15 protein-coding genes and 2 CRISPR repeat arrays are annotated in these 20,029 nt (G+C 48.4%); of the genes, 5 read left to right on the top strand and 10 right to left on the bottom strand.

Annotated elements, in window-relative coordinates; all coding sequences use genetic code 11:
- The first annotated feature begins 202 nt into the window (after positions 1 to 202).
- The 4 genes from BN3279_RS02840 to licT all read left to right on the top strand — a co-directional run bounded on the left by BN3279_RS02840 (position 203) and on the right by licT (position 5,665).
- Entirely contained in the window at positions 203 to 1,066 is an 864-nt protein-coding gene (locus BN3279_RS02840; protein ID WP_059049144.1) for an SDR family oxidoreductase, read from the top strand.
- 275 nt (positions 1,067 to 1,341) lie between these two features.
- On the top strand, positions 1,342 to 3,261 hold the full coding sequence (locus tag BN3279_RS02835; RefSeq protein WP_059049143.1) for a beta-glucoside-specific PTS transporter subunit IIABC: 1,920 nt from the start codon (positions 1,342 to 1,344) through the stop codon (positions 3,259 to 3,261).
- Between the two features lie 116 nt (positions 3,262 to 3,377).
- Positions 3,378 to 4,778 carry a glycoside hydrolase family 1 protein gene (locus tag BN3279_RS02830; protein WP_059049142.1) on the top strand — a complete coding sequence of 467 codons (1,401 nt, stop codon included), beginning with the start codon at positions 3,378 to 3,380 and terminating at the stop codon, positions 4,776 to 4,778.
- A gap of 50 nt (positions 4,779 to 4,828) precedes the next feature.
- Positions 4,829 to 5,665 (top strand): BglG family transcription antiterminator LicT, encoded by an 837-nt coding sequence (gene licT / locus BN3279_RS02825; RefSeq protein ID WP_059049141.1) that lies wholly within the window; start codon positions 4,829 to 4,831, stop codon positions 5,663 to 5,665.
- 77 nt (positions 5,666 to 5,742) lie between these two features.
- Here the strand turns inward: licT and BN3279_RS02820 are convergent, their stop codons facing one another.
- The 10 genes from BN3279_RS02820 to BN3279_RS02775 all read right to left on the bottom strand — a co-directional run bounded on the left by BN3279_RS02820 (position 5,743) and on the right by BN3279_RS02775 (position 19,268).
- Positions 5,743 to 6,609, bottom strand: a complete 867-nt coding sequence (locus BN3279_RS02820) for an alpha/beta fold hydrolase (RefSeq protein WP_059049140.1) — start codon at positions 6,607 to 6,609, stop codon at positions 5,743 to 5,745.
- A 34-nt stretch (positions 6,610 to 6,643) separates the two neighbouring features.
- Entirely contained in the window at positions 6,644 to 6,976 is a 333-nt protein-coding gene (locus BN3279_RS02815) for a hypothetical protein (protein ID WP_059049139.1), read from the bottom strand.
- 318 nt (positions 6,977 to 7,294) lie between these two features.
- Positions 7,295 to 8,659: direct repeats of the CRISPR family, unit length 32 nt; unit sequence ATTTCAATCCACGCACCCGCGTAGGGTGCGAC.
- A gap of 194 nt (positions 8,660 to 8,853) precedes the next feature.
- Positions 8,854 to 9,144: a CRISPR-associated endonuclease Cas2 gene (gene cas2, locus BN3279_RS02810; RefSeq protein WP_059049305.1), complete on the bottom strand. Its 291-nt coding sequence runs from the start codon at positions 9,142 to 9,144 to the stop codon at positions 8,854 to 8,856.
- 9 nt (positions 9,145 to 9,153) lie between these two features.
- Positions 9,154 to 10,185 carry a type I-C CRISPR-associated endonuclease Cas1c gene (gene cas1c / locus BN3279_RS02805; RefSeq protein WP_059049138.1) on the bottom strand — a complete coding sequence of 344 codons (1,032 nt, stop codon included), beginning with the start codon at positions 10,183 to 10,185 and terminating at the stop codon, positions 9,154 to 9,156.
- On the bottom strand, positions 10,182 to 10,841 hold the full coding sequence (cas4, locus tag BN3279_RS02800; protein WP_059049137.1) for a CRISPR-associated protein Cas4: 660 nt from the start codon (positions 10,839 to 10,841) through the stop codon (positions 10,182 to 10,184). The genes cas1c and cas4 overlap by 4 nt, the downstream gene beginning before the upstream one ends.
- Positions 10,831 to 11,694, bottom strand: coding sequence for a type I-C CRISPR-associated protein Cas7/Csd2 (gene cas7c, locus BN3279_RS02795; protein WP_059049136.1), 864 nt, complete (start codon positions 11,692 to 11,694; stop codon positions 10,831 to 10,833). Before cas7c ends, cas4 begins: the two co-directional genes overlap by 11 nt.
- Positions 11,695 to 11,707: 13 nt before the next feature.
- Positions 11,708 to 13,642, bottom strand: a complete 1,935-nt coding sequence (cas8c, locus tag BN3279_RS02790; RefSeq protein ID WP_059049135.1) for a type I-C CRISPR-associated protein Cas8c/Csd1 — start codon at positions 13,640 to 13,642, stop codon at positions 11,708 to 11,710.
- The gene (cas5c, locus tag BN3279_RS02785; protein WP_059049304.1) at positions 13,639 to 14,358 is read right to left on the bottom strand and encodes a type I-C CRISPR-associated protein Cas5c; all 720 of its coding nucleotides are present in this window, start codon (positions 14,356 to 14,358) and stop codon (positions 13,639 to 13,641) included. The genes cas8c and cas5c overlap by 4 nt, the downstream gene beginning before the upstream one ends.
- Before the next feature lie 62 nt (positions 14,359 to 14,420).
- The gene (locus tag BN3279_RS02780; protein ID WP_059049134.1) at positions 14,421 to 16,844 is read right to left on the bottom strand and encodes a CRISPR-associated helicase/endonuclease Cas3; all 2,424 of its coding nucleotides are present in this window, start codon (positions 16,842 to 16,844) and stop codon (positions 14,421 to 14,423) included.
- Between the two features lie 326 nt (positions 16,845 to 17,170).
- Positions 17,171 to 18,869: direct repeats of the CRISPR family, unit length 32 nt; unit sequence ATTTCAATCCACGCACCTGCGTAAGGTGCGAC.
- Between the two features lie 186 nt (positions 18,870 to 19,055).
- A complete protein-coding gene (locus tag BN3279_RS02775; protein WP_059049133.1) occupies positions 19,056 to 19,268 on the bottom strand; it encodes a helix-turn-helix domain-containing protein in 213 nt (70 codons plus the stop codon).
- A 148-nt stretch (positions 19,269 to 19,416) separates the two neighbouring features.
- On the opposite strand from BN3279_RS02775, the gene BN3279_RS02770 reads away from it, so the two are divergent.
- Positions 19,417 to 19,704: a hypothetical protein gene (locus BN3279_RS02770; RefSeq protein ID WP_059049132.1), complete on the top strand. Its 288-nt coding sequence runs from the start codon at positions 19,417 to 19,419 to the stop codon at positions 19,702 to 19,704.
- The last annotated feature ends 325 nt before the right edge of the window (positions 19,705 to 20,029 follow it).

Below are 20,029 nucleotides of genomic sequence, written 5' to 3'. Positions count from 1 at the left end.
GTAGGCTTCCGTAGTATGTTTCTTGCAGAAACATTTGAGGTGCTCACGTACCCACTACGTACGCTCCACTCCTCAGTGCCTAGCTTCATCCAACCCAAGCGTTTTGAAAAAACGCACATCGGAAGCATAAGCTTTGGTCCTAGAAATTCGTCTTTTTAAACTCGCACTATGAGCTCTGAAAGCTCAAAAAGGAGAGATTTAAATGATGGTTGCAGGCTCACCTCCCACAGAACATCCTCTCGTCGCGCTCATCACCGGAGCCTCCAGTGGCTTTGGGTTACTGACGGCCGTAGCGCTGGCCAAGCAAGGGTATCAGGTAGCCGCCACCATGCGTGATCCCGGCAAAGCCGGAGATCTCCTGGAACTGGCGCGGAAGGAACTGGTCGCTAATGCGGTGATCCCGTTACAGTTGGACGTCACCGACAGTGAGTCTATCCACCAAGCGGTGGAAGAGATCATGGCCCGGTTCGGCCGAATCGACCTGCTCGTGAACAATGCAGGCTTTGCTGTGGGTGGATACATCGAGGAATTATCACTGGAGGATTGGCGGCAGCAGATGGAGACGAACTTCTTCGGTGTCGTCGCCATGACCAAGGCCGTTCTTCCGCAGATGCGGGAACGCGGGTCAGGCTGCATCATTAATGTGGGCAGCGTTAGCGGTAGAGTTGGCTTCCCGGGATATGGTCCTTATGCCGCATCCAAATTTGCCATCGAGGGCTACAGTGAAAGCCTGCGCCATGAGATGTCTCCCTACGGCGTACGAGTCGTGCTGGTAGAGCCGGGGGCTTTCCGCACAGCGATCTGGCATAAAGGGCTGGCTCGAATCGTCAGCCATGAGAACTCGCCTTACCGCGAGCGGCTGGAGGCCGTGCTGCGTTACTCCAGGCTGGCCGGGCAGAAGGCCCCCGATCCTGGGCAAGTGGCCCACTTGATTGCCCGCATCGCCGCCAAACGTTCCCCCCGCCTACGCTACCCGGTGGGCCAAGGTGCAAGAGCTATGCTTTGGGGGAAGGAGCGTCTGCCTTGGAAGTGGCTGGAGTGGATTGTGGGACGGGCGCTGAAATGAAATATCCATTTTCACCCGCCCTATTCTCCATCTTTTTACAACGCAAGATGTTAGGTTGACACCGCTTTCTTTCCGTGTTATCGTAAACGCAGAAGACAAGTAAATATCCAATACGGACGTGTGACTGGTCAAGCAGGCAGGATCCATTGAGTAAGGCAGGCAAGCCTCTTTTTTGAGGGTGTGCTCTCCTTTTCAATTGGGTCTTTTTTTGTGTTCTCATAATAAACGAAGGGCAGAAGCCTTGTCTTGCTGCCCATCGCTTGGAGGAATGGAACATGGACAGAAGCCAGCTTGCAGAACGAATCTTGCACCATGTGGGCGGCAAGCAGAACGTAGCCAGCCTGATTCACTGTATGACGAGACTACGCTTTACGCTGAAGGACTACGACAAGGTAAATGCTGCTGAAATCAAGCGTTTGCCAGGAGTCATAGGTGCAACGGAGAACGGCGGCCAATATCAAATTATTATCGGCAACGATGTGCCCAAGGTATATGCCGAAGTCGCCAAGTTGCTGCCTGCTCAAACGACAGCACCTGAAGGAAATGAAGAACCGAAAAAGAAGATGAATCTCTTTCTGAGAATGGTGAATGTTCTATCTTCGACGATGGCGCCGATTGTGCCCGCTTTGGCAGGAGCAGGGATTATGAAGGTGCTGGTATCCTTGCTTGTCTTGACAGGCGTACTTAAACCAGAGGATCAGGTCTACTACTTCCTCTCCTTCTTTGCCGATGCGGTGTTCTTCTTCTTACCCTTTATGCTCGCTTTATCGTCGGCCAACAAGTTCAAGGTGAATCCCTATTTGGCCTTAGCTGTTGCCGGGATTATGCTGCACCCGAAATGGACTGAGCTTGTGGCCAATAAGGAACCGGTCTCATTGTTAGGTATTCCAGTCACTCTGGTCAATTATAGTTCAACCGTTATTCCGATCATTATTGTTGTCTGGTTGATGTCTTATGTAGAACGATTCGCCGAGAAGGTGTCTCCGGGCGTTATCAAGGTCTTCTTCAAGCCGCTGATCGTTATACTTGTCATGGCTCCGGTAGCCTTACTTGCCGTTGGGCCACTGGGTTATCATCTTGGCAACGGTCTGGCTGTCGGTATTTACTTTATCCAAGAGAAAATCGGTTGGCTTGCCCTGGCCATTTTGTCCGGGTTCAAGCCTCTGTTGGTCATGACCGGTATGCACTGGGCCTTTACCCCTGCTATCATTACGTCGATTGCAACCTATGGCTATGACGGGCTAATGGCCGTGAGCTCTCTGTCAGCGATCTTCTCCTTAACCGGAGCTTGCTTCGCGGTTGCTATCAGAACGAAGGACAAATCCATGCGTCAAATTGCTATTTCTTCAGGTACTACGTCGTTGCTATCGGGCGTTACTGAGCCGGCAATCTATGGCGTTGTATTTAGACTCAAGCGTCCGATGATCGCCAGTATCATTGCAGGGTTAATCTCCGGCGTATTTGCCGGGATCGTCAAGCTTAAAATCTTTGCCATGGTCTCTCCTTCGCTGTTGAAGCTCCCGTCCTTCGTCAGTGATCAATTTCCGAGCAACTTCTTGAACGCCATTATTACAGCAAGCATTGCCTTGGTCCTTTCCTTCGTTCTTACGCTCCTCATTGGCTTCAAGGATGAGAATGTAGATGGGGATTCATCAAATAAGGCAGGAACTCCAAATGACAGTAATCATTCGTCAGGAGTTAACAATCAGCCGGTTGAGGCTGCAACAGCGGTTCACGCCAAAAAGCAGCTTCCCATCTTCAGTCCCCTTCAGGGAAAAGCCGTCCATCTCTCCAATGTCGACGACAAGATATTCTCCGACGAGTTGATGGGCAAAGGCATTGCCATTATACCGGAGGAAGGCATTCTGGTGTCTCCGGTTAACGGGACCGTTACCACGCTGACTAAGAGCAAACACGCCATTTCTGTCACCTCTGATGAAGGGGTGGAGGTGTTGATGCATATCGGGGTCGACACGGTCCGTCTGAAGGGACAGTTCTATGATAATCTCGTACAAGCCGGAGATAAGGTGAAGGTTGGTGATCCTCTGATTCAATTCAGTATTGAGGAGATTCAAGCCGCGGGGTTCGATATCATCACCCCAGTGATTATTACCAATACCTCAGATTATCTCGACGTTATCGGCAATGAGAATCAGCAAATTCGCCCAGGCGATGAACTCATTTCCGTGCTATAAGCTCATCTCGCTACGATATGGATGTGCATTCAACTAGACTAAGGAGGACGATCATCATGAGGAAAATACGCGAGTAGTTCCCCCCGGATTTTCTCTGGGGAGGTGCAACATCCGCCATTCAAATTGAGGGTGGATTTAACGAGGGAGGTAAAGGAGCTTCCACTGCCGACCATGTTACTGTAGGTAGCCGTACTTCTAAACGCCGGGTTACTCGCACGCTTGAAGAAGGAACCCTTTATCCAAGCCATGAGGCTATCGATTTCTATCATCGGTATAAGGAAGATATCGCATTATTTGCGGAGATGGGCTTTAAAATTTTTCGAATGTCGATATCCTGGACGCGTATATTCCCGACAGGCGAAGAAAGTGAGCCTAATGAAGAAGGGTTGCAATTTTACGATCGGGTGTTTGCCGAATTACGGAAATATAATATTGAGCCCTTGGTGACACTTTCCCACTATGAGCTTCCCTTCGTGCTTAGTGAAAAATATAATGCCTGGGAGTCACGCCAATTAATTGATCTATTTACCAAATATGCGGAAGTGGTCTTCAACCGTTATAAGGATTGCGTCAAATACTGGATTACCTTTAACGAGCTCAACTGCCTGCTCAAGCCTTACGGTACGTACTTTGCCGGTGGCATGCTTCTGCCGGAAGAGAATGGTGAGCTCTACTTCAAGCCGCAGAATGATGACGTCCAGAAGAGACTTCAGGCTATGCACCATCAGCTTGTAGCAAGTGCAAAGGCGGTAGCGATTGGTCGACGCATTAATCCTGATTTTCGCATCGGCTGTATGATTACCTACCATTCACCATACCCTTATACTTGTCATCCTGACGATGTGATGCTCGCGCAGGAAGAGGATTTGATCAATAATCTGCTCTGTTCAGATGTACAAATTCGCGGTGAGTATTCAGGACCAGCCATCCGCTATATGCATGATGCAGGAATCAAGCTTGAAGTGGCTGATGAAGATGCGGCGATTCTTCGAGCAGGCTGTGTGGATTACTATACGTTCAGCTATTACACGCCATTTACCTTGAGCACTGACCCAAATCTGGAGAAGACGGCCGGCAACATGGCCCGCGGAATCAAGAACCCCTATATTCGCACTAGTGATTGGGGCTGGCAGATTGATCCGCAAGGACTTCGCTGGGCGCTGAACAATATTTATCATCGCTATCAAATTCCAATGATGGTGGTGGAGAACGGGCTGGGCGCGGCAGACACGGTAGAGCCGGATGGATCTATCCACGACGATTACCGAATCGATTATCTTCGGGAGCATATCAAAGCAATGAAGCAAGCGATTCGCGACGGGGTTGACCTGATTGGCTACACAGCATGGGGCTGCATTGACCTGGTCAGTATCTCTACCGGTGAGATGGCGAAGCGATATGGCATGATCTATGTGGACAAACATGACGATGGAAGCGGAACACTGGAACGTTATCGTAAAAAATCCTTTGGGTGGTACAAGCAAGTGATTGCCTCCAATGGCGAAGAGTTGGATTAATTCTTCGGTAACCTTGTGCCGCAGGCGGGAGCAAAGAAGGTGGAGACAGAATGCGAATCATCAAGAAGCTGAATAATAGTGTAGTTATCGCCTCCGACGATACGGGTCAGGAAGTGGTCGTCATGGGCAAGGGCATCGGGTGCAATTATGAGATGGGCAATCTTTTGAGTCAGGATGATTATGAGCGTGTATTTGTGCTCAAGGATGAGCAGGCATCCAGTGATGTCATTCGGCTCTCCCGCGATATCCCGGACGTATATTTCGATATCTCAAGCCGCATTATCGCTTATGCCAAGGAGACGCTTCAGGTTGAACTTAACGAGCATATCTATGTGGCACTCACCGATCATATTTACTTTGCAGTGCAGCGGCTACAGCAGAATGTTAATATTCAAAACCGCCTCTTCTGGGAAGTGAAGCGATTCTATCCGGAAGAGTTCAAGGTTGGCAAATATGGCCTTAATCTACTGCTAGAAGAACTTAATCTCGTCTTCCCCGAAGAAGAGGCGGGCAATATTGCCTTCCATCTGGTGAATGCCAGGCAGTCCTCCAATAATATGTCGCAAAGCGTCAAAATCGCTGGTATCATCAAGGACATCATGAACATCGTCTCGTACCAGTTCGGTGTAACCCTTGATCACGACTCGCTCAATTATTCACGCTTTGTCACCCACTTGCAGTATTTTGCTCAGCGTCTGCTGGATAACATCAGTATGGAGTCGGACGATGGCTTTCTGTATGAACAAGTTCAGACAACTTACGTGAAGGAATTTGAGTGTGCCGTTCGGATTTACAAGTATATTGAAAAAAACTATCAACGTACCATCTCCAACAGTGAGATGATCTACCTGACTGTTCATATTCACAGGGTAGTGAATCGAGCTTAAGTCGTAGTTACATGACTTGAAAATCGGAAAATGCTTGGACAAGTCTATGTCCAAGCATTTTTTGTGTACCCTTGCCGCTACTCATCTCGTATCATTTGGAGCACGACTTCTATTATCAACTCCGGTTCGGTGTTGACGATCATATGTCCTGAGCGTGGGGCTTCTACATGCCGGGCATTTGTCAGAAGCGACACACTCTTGCGGTGGGCGGCAATGAGGGCTGGGCGCGTTCTTCGCTCCATCCTCGTTATCATCGTGCCGGACAGAATTACCACCTCCAGATGGCCCAGTTCGGCCGGGTGATGGCGTAGTTCCTTCAGATCCTTCAGAAACGTCGTCATCTCGGCAACCGAGGCCTTGGCTGCCTGTAAGGTGAAGTCCTCCCGCAGATGCTCCTCCCTTATATCCTGAGGCAGGTTCTTAGGAGGGGCACCAGACATGCGCCGATATAGTCCCAGTCTGGCAATGCCGGGCAGCAACTTGCCTAGCAGGGCAAAGTTGAGCGCTGCCGCCTTGGAGAAATATAAGTCTACGTGCTCATCCGAAGGATCAACCAGCACCAGACCTTGAATAGTCACAGAAGAGGAAGCGAGCAGCTTCTCTGCTGCCCGGCGCACTATCGGCCCTCCCCAGCTATGACCCACCAGAATAAAGGGGCCCGGCCCAAGCTCGCCTAACAAGGCTAATAAATCACCAGTAATCCGTTCAAGGGTACGAGGCTCGTTATCAGCATCACTTCTGCCGAGTCCGGCTCGGTCATAGACCACGGTACGAACAGCTTGGGCAATCGCAGGCTGCACCAGCCCCCACGCCGCCCTCGAAGCTCCCATCCCTGATTCAAAAACGACCGTAGTCGTCCCCTCACCCTTCACCATATAATGCAGCTTACGGCCTGCGCCAACATCCAGATAATGACTGGTTCCAAAAGTGTGCGTAGTAGGCAAAGTTGATAGATACCTCCCTATTCTCTAACCAAAACTACCCCGACGAGTCCAACGGGTAGACCTTCGTACAATCCGCTAACTCGGCTACTTCGTCCGTGCTGATATAAAGCTCAGTGCAATGTAGCAGATCATTATTCAAAATCAGTTGCTCCTTAAAGCACTCCAGCACCTTCAAATAATCACGCTCTGCATTCATGCAGCTCAGCCAAATTCCAATGCTATGGCTAGCATCATTCAAATAATCATAGCCTTGGTCCATAATGCTCTTATCCGTATAAGCCTCCAGCGTATCCGGCAAAACATAACGTATATCCAAATCGGGATTCTTCATCAGCATAGGATTCAATTTAACAATAATCGTCTGCACAGCTTCTCCCCTCACCTTCAGAAATTCTATTCCAAAAACGGGTATCTGATGTTATTGATATTTTAGCACAGCCACACTCCTATGGGAGGTGGGCGTGTACGGTATAAGGCCAGATGGGGTTTAATTTGTGTGCCTGCGAGGGGAGTGCCCAAAATAACACAGCGTAGCCAACAACATAGGCTAGCGATTTCAACCCACGCACCTGCGTAGGGTGCGACAACTGACGATTAACGCCCAGGTGTACTACTACTGATTTCAATCCACGCACCCCGCGTAGGGTGCGACCAAAGGTTTCAGGCTTGATCAATATGGATCCCAATTTCAATCCACGCACCCGCGTAGGGTGCGACTCTTGAGTCGCCGACACTTGGCTCGGATGTCGTATTTCAATCCACGCACCCGCGTAGGGTGCGACCTTATCTCTGCAGCCTGCTCCCGAAATACCTCAGTATTTCAATCCACGCACCCGCGTAGGGTGCGACAACGAGATTATTAATCTTGGAGTAACGCAGGAGCATTTCAATCCACGCACCCGCGTAGGGTGCGACTTATAAGACGTAAGAGGTGATGAGATGATGGAAATGATTTCAATCCACGCACCCGCGTAGGGTGCGACGTAAGTGCAATCATTACAGCGGACCCTAAGAACAATTTCAATCCACGCACCCGCGTAGGGTGCGACCACATACAAAGCATTGACTTGAGCCTGCGTCATATTTCAATCCACGCACCCGCGTAGGGTGCGACAATAACTTCATTAATGCTTACATTAACCTTATTAGAATTTCAATCCACGCACCCGCGTAGGGTGCGACTTTGCCGTGCTGCTTTATTAGTAGCATTGGAGGCGGATTTCAATCCACGCACCCGCGTAGGGTGCGACGCTGTTATCATATGATGTCGAGTACGTACGGGAATTTCAATCCACGCACCCGCGTAGGGTGCGACAAGCAGCGATACAGAAAGTTCAGCAGCGTGTCAACATTTCAATCCACGCACCCGCGTAGGGTGCGACCAATAAGTCAAAGGCTTGGTCTCCCGAAAACTTAGGATTTCAATCCACGCACCCGCGTAGGGTGCGACTGCTTGTGAGCTTTTGCTACAACTGCGGCGCGGGATTTCAATCCACGCACCCGCGTAGGGTGCGACCAAGCCCGATTTCATCAAAGCCAACACCATTGCATTTCAATCCACGCACCCGCGTAGGGTGCGACGAGGATCAGGAAAAAAGCTACCTAGGTCAACCGGAAATTTCAATCCACGCACCCGCGTAGGGTGCGACTTATACGATCTCCAAAAAGTAAAGATCAGAGCAGATATTTCAATCCACGCACCCGCGTAGGGTGCGACTACCCTCGAGCTTCAGCAGCAGGTCAACGGAGTTTGGATTTCAATCCACGCACCCGCGTAGGGTGCGACGTGCAAAGATTGAAGCGCTGGAGCGGGATTTGTTTATTTCAATCCACGCACCCGCGTAGGGTGCGACGCCGAATATGACCGCATTAGACGGAGTCTGGAGATTTCAATCCACGCACCCGCGTAGGGTGCGACAATAAGGGCGGCACCGTTTTTCACCTCTCTGAATGATTTCAATCCACGCACCCGCGTAGGGTGCGACATGATGTCCTTGCAGATGCTTTGCGTGAGTGGGATTTCAATCCACGCACCCGCGTAGGGTGCGACTCCGATTTTTAACATAATAAGGGTATTATTCAGTTTAAATAGCCATTTTTAGCCCTTAGACAATAAATAATCGGTAAAATAATTACTTATTTTTACATATAATCAAATGAAAGTAACTTATTTTGGTGCGAATCCCCTAGGGGAATCATGTTCGCTTCACATTCGCACCAGCACATTTTATGCTATTCTGGCCGTTAGAGAATTAGTGGACCCTCCAAATCAAGGGATGATTTCGTACCCACATGCTCTATCTTGTTCTTGTACTGGTTACCCAATTGGTAGAAGCGGATACTATCCTGCTCCGGGTCAATGAGTTCTAGCAGACGTAGTCTCAAGGATGTCCATTCGGCGGCATCCACGATGCATTCAAACACAGAATTTTGCACCCGTTGCCCACAATTGAGGCAAGTCTTGGCCACCTGTCGTAATCTACGCTGTCCGGCCGAATCCGTTGTGCTTACATCATAAGTGACAAGTACCAGTATGATCCACACCTACTTCCAAAGAAATGGAGGATATTCATCCAGATCACCGCGCAAATACCTGGCGAGCAACAGAGCCTGTACATGCGGGAGCAGGCCCCATGAAATGTTTTCACCGAGATAGGGATGCTTGATCTTCTCTTGCTTGCGGTTCTGCCAAGCGGACAGAAAGGTTTTGCGGCCTTCGTCCGTCAGCAGCACCGCCCCATTCTCTTTATGAACGAAATCATTGGCACTGACAACCCTTTTATTGATGAGTGACAACACAAAGCGATCCGCATAAATGCCCCGCAACTCCTCCATCACATCAAGCGCTAACGAGGCGCGTCCAGGGCGGTCACGATGCAGGAACCCCACGTAAGCGTCCAGCCCAACCCCTTCCAGGGCAGAGGTCATATCATGTGCCAGCAAGGTATAAGCCAGCGATAGCATAGCGTTCACCTTATCAAGCGGCGGACGACGAGAGCGGGTGTGAAATTGAAAGTCTTCTTTTTGCTGCAAAATCATATGATCCCACAGCTTATTATAGCTAAGTGCCGCTTGTCCCTCTAGCCCACGCAAGCGTTCCAGATCATCGCATTCCCAAATGGCGTCCATCGCAGCAGATAACTGGGCTGAAGCCTCTTTGAACTGGTCAACATCAATACGCAGCGGGTAATCGCGCGTCATCCGTTCTAGCATCCATTTGTGATTATATATTTTGCCAAGAATGAAGTTACGAGCCACCCTGGCCGACTGCAACTCACTCTCCGATATCGCGTATTGCTTCTTACGCAGAACGACATTACCTCGACTGGCTCCAATGACGCGGGCCAGGAACCGTCCATTCATGGTCATAAATGTGATGGATATATTCCGTTCAGCACAATAACCCATCAATGCAGGGCTGGCACCTGTATAACCAAAGGCAACGATAGATTCCAGATTATGAAGCGGAAGACGGCCCAACGTCTCCTGATCCTTCAGCAGCACAATGTTATCTCCATCCAGAGACAGATAAACGTCCGGTTGATTCACGAAGAGCGTATTTAGCAGCTTTTTCATTCCTTGATTTTCCCTTCGATATAGCTTTTGACGGAACGTTTATTCAGCACTTCAGGCACACATACGGATTGTAAAGAGCATTTAGCGCAAAAAGCACCCGTCTTCACCTTCGGCGTATGTCTTCGGTGATAATATTCACGCATCTCTCCGAAAATAGAGCGAACCCGATCCTTCAACTCTGCTGTCAGTGGCACTTCAATTCTACGCTTGATTTCATTGTAGAACATGTAGCCTACGGGAACCGGACATAGCAGCATCTCCTCCAGACATATCGCTTGCGCAGCCAACTGGAGAATATCAGCTTCATCTTTCTTGGGCTTGCCCCGCTTATATTCAACAGGACAAGCCGTGTATTTGCCTTCCGCACCCTGGATTTGTACGCCATCGTCATCCCGTGTAAACTCAACAACGTCACAGATTCCCGTAATACCAAGTTCGGCAGATTTAACCGGTAATGCCCGAACGATCAGCTTGTCTCCACGCTTCTCCCGCACGAAGGGCTGATCCGCCTTCCGGTGCAAATACTGTCCTTCGATTGTGCCTACGTTCTCTTCCCATTGCTGCTCAATATGAATGAGCGCCCACTGCCGCTTGCAGAACTGAAAATGCTGGATGCCTGACAGCATCAGCTCATCTTCGTCCCGATTACCGTCCATCCAACACTTCGACCTTCAGGCCGTCAAGTTCAGATAATTCAATGACATAATCGTCAAAAGACTGTGGCTCGTCCGTTTTGGAGCTGACCGCCAGCGAGCGGTGTACTTGAGCCGAAGAATATTGCCCCAGCTTGGAGCTATGCTCCCACCAATACAGCTTGCGTACTTCCATGCTACCTTCTGGACGAGCTGAAGACAGATCATTTTCAAACAAGGTTAAGAGTGCTTGCTTGATTTTGTCCGCATCCTCGTTACTAAATCCGGTCTTCTCCGCTAGTTGTGTGTTGATACTTCCGTAGAAGACATACACGCCAAAGTCTACCCGGTGCTTCATCCCCATGGTGTCGGAGCTACGCTTTTCTCCTGGCTCGGAATTGACACTCTTGGTGATCTGCGTACTCGTAATATCAATAGGGGCTACGCTGCGAGCTGCGTGAATTGAGACAGGACCTCTTACCCCGACAGACACACCGCCACCACTTGCTGCTCCCTTAAAGGCAAATACTTGCCCAAAGCTGCGAACATCGATCCATTCCTGACAAGCAATTTCAGCAAAATCATCACTAGTTGCCTTCTTATTCTTGGCTACTTCACTAAGCCGTGCATTTCCTTCTGCGCGTTCTCTCAAACTACTATATACGTCATTCTTACGGTCATTGGATTGTACAAAAATGGCTTCTCCCAAATCCTGTAGACGATTACGAATTTTCCGCTTAATAGCGACATCTGAAATCTCACCATAGCCATCATAATTCTGGCGTGGACGATTGCCATTGAGTGGGTCACCGTTGGGATTAGCACCCGTTACGGACAGAACTACGGCAAAATCAATTTTATGATCCAAGCTACTCATTTTCGTTCACTCCTTATTCGTTGGATTGGTTCTCATCTTCTTGGGATTTATCTGTGTCAGTGGCATTATCCTGTTGTTTGCTTTGATATAACGCATGTCTTTGACTGTAAAACCCTAGCAAATACTTCCCGGTTAATGCCTGATTGTTGAACTCCTTCGGATCGAACTTAAAGGCGATTTCATCCATAATTCTGGTCAGACCGGTGGCTTTCCACCCCAATCGGGCCTGATAAGGCTGTAGGGCAGCCTGAATTACCTTCCAGGTACGTTCCGGATGCTGAGAGAATGTATTCATATAGCGGATCGCATTCGTTGCCCGGTCTTCCTTCCCTAACGCCCGTCTCTCCAGCACATCGGCTACGGCGAGCATTCTTCCAAATAAATAACTGCGATCATCGTTCTGTTCATCTAGTGGCATGCCGATTCCCTCCCGTCGATCATATAAGTGCTTGTCTAATAAAGCACAGGTAATACTAAGCGTCTTCTCCCATTCCCAGCGCTCTAAAGCTACCGGGTTAGAGGCCCGGTTCACCAGGCTCCTGATAATATCAAGCGGTACTCTGGAGCCATCAACGATACAGGGCAGCATCCGCTCCATGAGGCCCTTTACCACTTTGTCTCCTGCACGTGGACCATAGGCTGCGAAGGCAATGTCGCGTGTCGCCGGAGCGCCATAGAAGGTCGTGAATTCCCCCTGCTCATTTTTCCGATACCGATGGAGCCAGGCGCAGGTTGTATGCCAATGCTTAAGCCGATCCAGGTACAGCTCCTTGTCCATATTCCGGTAATACAGCACCGCCATACGTCCAGTTGTGGCAGAGTCGAGGATCAGGATGTTCACGCCTGTCCTTGCCGAACTTACCTCGCCTTGCACCATTTTGCTTCTATACCCATCAAGCGCCTTGTCCACTTCAGTAGCCAGCGTCTCGTACGTATTGGACTTAAGGACCACCTCTGGATTAAGCGAATAGGTGTCCTCGCCAGGATCAGGAATATACAGGGCAGCGTTGCCCCATACCAGGAAGACCCGATCATCAATCGTCTTCCCCTGACGCTGAATAAGCCATTTCAAGGCATTATGTGCCTTTTGTGAAACCTCGTAGCTTATACTCGCCGCATCGCGACTATCCGTAAAGCGACCACGATAGGTAAAGCCTGTCTTGTCGTTGGCTGAGATCAGTTTGGCTTTGTCACCCGCATTACGTATCTTATTGGCGTGCTTGTCGGTACTAGGGAGTCGCCCTCCCGTCACATAACAGAGGTCTTCATCTCCCAGCTTCTCTTGATAATAGTTGATGAAGGAAGCGTGAACCTCAGCGTCCTTCCAGACCTCTTCAAGTCGATCGTCCGGCGAATAGACGGTGAAGCGAACAAAGGCGCTGGTCTGATCCCCTGCAATCACGCTAAATATCTCAGGCTTCACCGCGTATCGATCGCTGTATTTGTTATCCCATTTGTCAATAAGTTGTTGCTGGTCATCCACAGCCAGAATGCGACTGACTTCGACGAGATCGCGAATTAACCTTCTTTTCCTCAAATAGCGGTAAATGCTCACTACCTTGGGATGTGTATAGGTGGACTCCGCCCAATTCTGTAAATCTTGTATGTAGGTTGCGAAGGGCTCTTCTCCTTTAATCTGTCCGCCATAAGCGACATAGTCCCCTGCGACATAGCTTAACTTGTCATGCAGCGGGTAAGGGGCGATGACGGAACCCGCCCGACTGGCCGATTTCTCTGTACATGGAATCAGGGTACTGGCTTCACTCTTGTCGATTACCTTTGCTGAGTGAAACTCTCCTGCCTCAGTTACAAGCACTTCAATATGGGCATTTTGCGTGGTATGCGATACCGGAAGCAGCGTATACTCACGGTTGTATCTTAATCCTATCTCGCCTACCCTATCTAAATTGGACTCATAGGTCTCATATAAGTTAAGCAGCCAACTCACTGAACCTCCTCCTCTCCCCAACCGGCCAGTAGTTGCTCGGCAGACTGGACATTACTGTCGTCAAACACCTTTGGTTTCATTGGTGAAATTACACGTATCTGAGTGCAGCTCTCTGGCCGATCAAACGTAATAATTCCATTCTTCATCACCGGCTGCCACAGCCGCACCTCCATCTGATCCCGTCCTGTCTCATCTGGATAGTTAATACCGTGTACCATCGTGCCTAGATGAATATCTCCGTATTGATCATAGAAGCTATCCCCTTCTCCAAATACACAAGGCTCTACGTAACCCTGACACTCGCGGGTGCCGAGAAAAATGTCCCGCCGCCCCCCTGCTTTGACGCTTCGCTTGAGGATATTGTGGTGCTTATGCTCGTTGCGATCAAATTCCATATCTGGACGATTGAGATTAAACTCAAAGTGGCATCTAACCTGATAATGGACATCCTTGAGGTAAGTGTAATTAGCCAGTGTATTGCCACCACTATAATCAATAGGTCTTACTCCCTTGGATTCCATCCGAATTGCGTTCATGATACGAACCTCATCCACAACCATCAGCAGCGTTGGCTTCCAGTAGATGCTCTCCACGATGCCCTTGAGAGCCTGATAGGTGGGCACCTGATAGCTTAGCTTCTCACCCCCAAGCTTGGTTAACGGGTCTGTAAACAAGGCGTAATCACCGTAAACAGCAAACTCCACAGCATTTCTTATCATCAGCATTCACCTCCTTTCCCATGGAATCGTTGTAAAAGTTTAAGTGACCAAATCGCAGACTAGAAAATAGAGGCGCTTCCCCAGCTATCATTCTCTAAATCCAGTCCAAACTCTTCATTATAGGCTCCCTCTCGCAGCACAAGGATTTGTCCGTCGAGACAGGCCTCCAGTCCTTGATTCTGATCCAGCTTGATTTTCTCATGAGGGAACAAATTAACGGTATATTGCTGTGCCTGGCGCAGTAAGCGACCCAAATCCTCAATGCGGCTTGCTCCGTTCAATTCAGCGATAATATGAGCACCTTCCCCATAAGGAGCAATGACCGGAGTGGTCAAATCCTCTATCACGCGAAAATGATCGGCCGCTGTTCGAGGGCTATTAAACTGCTTAAGCGGCGGTTGCTTGGCGTAACTTTGACAGTAGTCCTGGAAGTATCTATTTTCCAGAGGAGGGTCAAACAGCAGTTTCATCATGTTCAGCTTTAGCTTTGGAATATCAAATTTCAATAACGGCTTAACCTCGGCATAAAAGTGCTTGAAGTAAAGCCGCATGGCCTTGTCCGATAATAGGTAGCCGCCGTGAGCTGACTCGTCCCGCAACATGTCCGTAAGCATTCGTTTGGTTATGTCTTTCCCTTTGCGAATCTCGTTAAGATGCTTCAGGTTCTCCTCGGCATGATCAATCATGTACACCTGCTGAAGCGACTCTTCACCGTGACGGTTACAGCGCCCTGCCGCCTGCGCCACAGAATCCAGCCCCGCTAAAGAGCGAACAACGCACTGGAAGCTAACATCCACCCCGGCTTCAATGAGCGGTGTGCTGATGCAGATTATCTTTTCTTTTCTGTTCAGGCACCCTCTGATTTTGTCTAATTCCTGCTTACGATGAGCCGCACACATGGACGTGCTTAAGTGGTACACCACAGCACCGTGTTCAACTCCCTTTAAGCGCTCGTACAAGTCCTTAACTACAGGCTTCGTGTTCAAAATAATCAGCATATCCCGCTTCTCTTCCAGCCTATCCAGTACCCAGTCGGCCAGGCTCTCATTGGTGAACACCCTGGAGGTCGCCTGATCGCTTAACTCCACCCGCTTGAATGCCTTAATCACATCGTCCAGGTTGCTGACCATTTCAGCATTAGGGGGTAGATGCAATTCATGTTCTACCATGTCCAGAGCAGGCTGGGTAGCCGTGCATAACACCATGCTGGATTGTCCATAGTCATTCAGAAAGTTCAAGGCCTCATTAAATAGAGAGACACAGGACACCGGAACCTTCTGCACCTCGTCGAATATAATCACTGATCCCGCAAGGTGGTGCAGCCTACGAACATTTCGATTGCTTTTGGCGTAGAACACGTTCAGAAATTGCACCATCGTCGTAAAGATAATCGGGCAATCCCAATTGTCCTTGGCCAGCTTTAATTTTTGCCGAATATGAATCAATCCATCGTCCATCTCATCATCATTAAGCTCGTCAATCACATTGGAGTGATGCTCCAAAATGTGAACATCGTCCTGCAGAATTTCCCGTACCTCCGCAGCGTTCTGTTCTATGATGGTGGTGTATGGCAGGACATATATAATGCGCTTCTTATGGTGCTCTATCGCATGTCTGAGTGCATAACGAAGACTGGCTAACGTCTTGCCGCCGCCAGTAGGGATGGACAAGGTGTAAATACCGGAAGGCTTATACGCAGCCCGCTCGCACTGTTCCGACATTTCCCTTCTTAGTTGATTAACTCGGGAGGCAGCAGAAGTATGACCCGCCAATCCCCCCAGCTTATCCATTAATTTAGCGTAATAATTCTCGAACAGTTCCTCCGTATTGAGGGCTTGCTCTTCGTTCTCTGTGATTTGCTCCTCAAATCGCCGCGTATCCGTACGATCTGCATCGATTAGAGCACTAAATACAAATTTGGTCAGATAAAGGCATTTCATTTCCATGGTGAAAGAGGACGGAACGGCGAGATAAGCATTCATCTCTTGTACCGCTTGCTCCACGTATTGTTCAAATGCTTCACGGTCCATCACGCGCTCAAAGAATAGTCTGGTGCAGGCTTCGTATTCAGGAACATCCTCCTTATCTCGAACTCTACGTAAATAAGGAGTTTCCAGTTCTGGGCTAATGTAATCGTGCAAGCTGGAATGATGTGAAATGATGGCGTTGCCGACAATCTCAGCCAAGATCCCTTTCCCCCGCTGCTTATGGTAAAGATCATAGAGCAAGCGCCCCCCGGCTGTAGAATGATCTACACTTCCCCGCTTAGCAGGAGCTTCCGGATGAGCTACAGCTTCGCGCAAATAGTCTTGAAATGCTAACGCGTATTTCCCGAGATCATGAAGTAGACCTGCCAGACCCGTAATATGCCGAATACCAAGTGGCTCCCCGGCGAACTCAGCCAATCGCATGGCTCCTAGCAAGTGATACTCCAGTGGCTGTGGCTCCCCATCACTTTCCCGCACGTGTGCAATATAGTCCAACTACCTGACCTCCCAACCCTTTTCGGGTAGTTCTTGAGAACTATCTCCTTATATTCATGTATTTCTCCGAAAAATCTCCAATCCCTTCCATGATTCAACATTTTTTATGATTTGTGGGGTTGTTTTATGTGAACAGCAAAAAGCCTTCCCGATGATGGGAGGGCTTGACTCTATACTTCTGCAGAAAGAAATTTTGATGGACACGTCTGTCCAAGGGGAGCTTGACGTTACTAATTTTGAGGGGTGGCGGTGCATGCCTTAAATTGATTGATACACCTGTGTAAGGTGCGACCCCAATTGTTGATGATCAGCATTGGGGTGCCGAGATTTCAATCCACACACCTGCATAAGGTGCGACAGGGATGTTTCTTCCTATTACATTGTGCTGCCAATTTCAATCCACGCACCTGCGTAAGGTGCGACTTCTTCCTTTTTCCATCGATCAAGGCTAACCGAGCTATTTCAATCCACGCACCTGCGTAAGGTGCGACTGGTGAGCGGGCTTTTATTTTGTCGATAGACTTGTAATTTCAATCCACGCACCTGCGTAAGGTGCGACGGGATGTATCGGTGTCCGGCATCCGGGCTATGGCCCATTTCAATCCACGCACCTGCGTAAGGTGCGACGGCTACGTTGAGCCGGTGATACATAAACATCCAAATTTCAATCCACGCACCTGCGTAAGGTGCGACGTTAACCTTTTCAGTTGATCGTCCCAATATTTTATTTCAATCCACGCACCTGCGTAAGGTGCGACGATATCAGCATCATCCGGGTTGGTTTCCTCACTCTGCATTTCAATCCACGCACCTGCGTAAGGTGCGACAAATGAGATGTTTGACACCTTGGCTGTGGGCGGTATTTCAATCCACGCACCTGCGTAAGGTGCGACCAATTTGAGATTCAACCTCGGCCAAGGTAGCCCCTATTTCAATCCACGCACCTGCGTAAGGTGCGACCAGCGGCCAGCGGACTATTAGCCAGGCCAGCTTTATATTTCAATCCACGCACCTGCGTAAGGTGCGACTTGGAGGATATCAAAGCGTTTATGAAGTCGTGGAAATTTCAATCCACGCACCTGCGTAAGGTGCGACCGAATTCTCCGGTTAAGATGGGTAGGGATACCCCATTTCAATCCACGCACCTGCGTAAGGTGCGACTCGGTGTCCGATTGCTTGTCCAGCTCCACGAGCTTGCATTTCAATCCACGCACCTGCGTAAGGTGCGACGGTAATTGCGATACGATAAATCGTAATTAGAAATTAATTTCAATCCACGCACCTGCGTAAGGTGCGACGATTATCAATAACAATGCAACTGAACTGCAATATATTTCAATCCACGCACCTGCGTAAGGTGCGACTTCAAACTCGGAAAAAAGCTATTAACGACATATATTTCAATCCACGCACCTGCGTAAGGTGCGACTCGCTGCTGCTTGCGCTCGCAACGGCCCCGAGCATGATTTCAATCCACGCACCTGCGTAAGGTGCGACTGAATTAGTTCGTTTTGCTTGTTAGTGTCAGCAATTTCAATCCACGCACCTGCGTAAGGTGCGACATTGCTGGTTCTCCCCATTGGAAATGTCCTAAAATTTCAATCCACGCACCTGCGTAAGGTGCGACTAAAGGCCAATTGAAATTGATTCGGGAATCAACTATTTCAATCCACGCACCTGCGTAAGGTGCGACGCCACCATAGGCAGCTCCACCAGCAGCCATCATGATTTCAATCCACGCACCTGCGTAAGGTGCGACGTGGACAATTATCTCAAAGGCGTCAAGGATGCGCTATTTCAATCCACGCACCTGCGTAAGGTGCGACTGAAGCAGATTGCCGATGACTTTAACCTCAAGTGGGATTTCAATCCACGCACCTGCGTAAGGTGCGACTGCTTGTGAGCTTTTGCTACAACTGCGGCGCGGGATTTCAATCCACGCACCTGCGTAAGGTGCGACGGTGTTTAACGATGATCAAACTTGCGAAATGGTATTTCAATCCACGCACCTGCGTAAGGTGCGACTCCGATTTTTAACAGATTAAGGATATTTCCAGGCATAAACAGCCTCCTGTTCACCTATCGCTGCTAGAAATCATCTTTTTATTACCTTTTAATTACATAAATTAAAATGAAAGTAACTTATTTTGGTGCGAATCTCCCAGGGAAATCGTGTTCGCTTCACATTCGCACCAGTATAAATTACGGCTACTACTCTTCCGGTACATATTCAATTAAATCAGATAACTTGCAATTAAAGGTATCGCATAACTTAATTAGGGTCTCCAGCTTAGTTGTTTCTATATTCGTTTCCCTGTATAACTTATTAATTGAATTTCGGCTTAATCCAGATTTGACCATCAACTCGGTAATATCATCTATTCGATGTTCTGCCATAAGTTCTCTTAAATAGCATTTAATCATTGTTGCACCTCCATAATGTTTATCATTTAAAAATACAGTTCCCTGAGATTGCATCGATTAACTCTATAAAGTTAAAAATTGACTTTACATTTAAACTCATAAGGTTATATAATAACTCCGTAAGGTTAAATTAGAGGGGGTCAAAAGTGTGAATAATGAATTAAAAACTATAGTTGAACCTCTGATTCGTAAACGCTTAGAACTTATGTATAGTAAACTTTTAAAAGAAGATGCGCACTATAGCCAATTCTGTGCAGAAACAAATCAACATTTTAAATTACTACGCCAAGCCCTGCCACTAGAAAGTCAACATCAAATATTTTTATATGAGGATGCTCAGCTTTCCCTTCAATCGATTCTTGAAATAAATATCTATATACAGGGCTTTAAAGATGCACTTCATATAGTTGATGAAATATATCATACGTATCAATAGAACAAACTATCATCCATAGATTTTCGACCCCAAGGCACACAATTCCTCTTACAATAAACATAACTACCCTCAGTAAATAGACTTCTATTTGTGACGTGCGCTAACTCTGATTATACTGCATTATCATCAATCTTTGATTCGCCCACTATTTTAATAATTGATTAGATAATAAACGATCAAAGTTAAAAAAACGACCCCCGCATCATGCAGAGGTCGCCGATCCTATGGTTATAAGCTGTTTCACTTAAAGCTACGTACTGGCCAATGGAGGACATGGAATCCGTCCCTCAATGCTGAGAAATCGACCTTCATACGGATACACACG

The organism is Paenibacillus senegalimassiliensis (genome assembly GCF_001486585.1).
Classification (GTDB): Bacteria; Bacillota; Bacilli; order Paenibacillales; family Paenibacillaceae; genus Fontibacillus; species Fontibacillus senegalimassiliensis.
The sequence above is the reverse complement of the archived record's forward strand: the minus strand, read 5'-3'. Positions and strand labels throughout refer to the sequence as shown.

What these genes read in the sequence shown, in the direction of transcription:
- BN3279_RS02840 (WP_059049144.1), top strand. Translation starts at nt 203, where the DNA reads ATGATGGTTGCAGGCTCACCTCCCACAGAACATCCTCTCGTCGCGCTC.
- BN3279_RS02835 (WP_059049143.1), top strand. Translation starts at nt 1,342, where the DNA reads ATGGACAGAAGCCAGCTTGCAGAACGAATCTTGCACCATGTGGGCGGC.
- licT (WP_059049141.1), top strand. Translation starts at nt 4,829, where the DNA reads ATGCGAATCATCAAGAAGCTGAATAATAGTGTAGTTATCGCCTCCGAC.
- cas1c (WP_059049138.1), bottom strand. Translation starts at nt 10,185, where the DNA reads ATGAAAAAGCTGCTAAATACGCTCTTCGTGAATCAACCGGACGTTTAT.
- cas4 (WP_059049137.1), bottom strand. Translation starts at nt 10,841, where the DNA reads ATGGACGGTAATCGGGACGAAGATGAGCTGATGCTGTCAGGCATCCAG.
- cas7c (WP_059049136.1), bottom strand. Translation starts at nt 11,694, where the DNA reads ATGAGTAGCTTGGATCATAAAATTGATTTTGCCGTAGTTCTGTCCGTA.
- BN3279_RS02775 (WP_059049133.1), bottom strand. Translation starts at nt 19,268, where the DNA reads ATGATTAAATGCTATTTAAGAGAACTTATGGCAGAACATCGAATAGAT.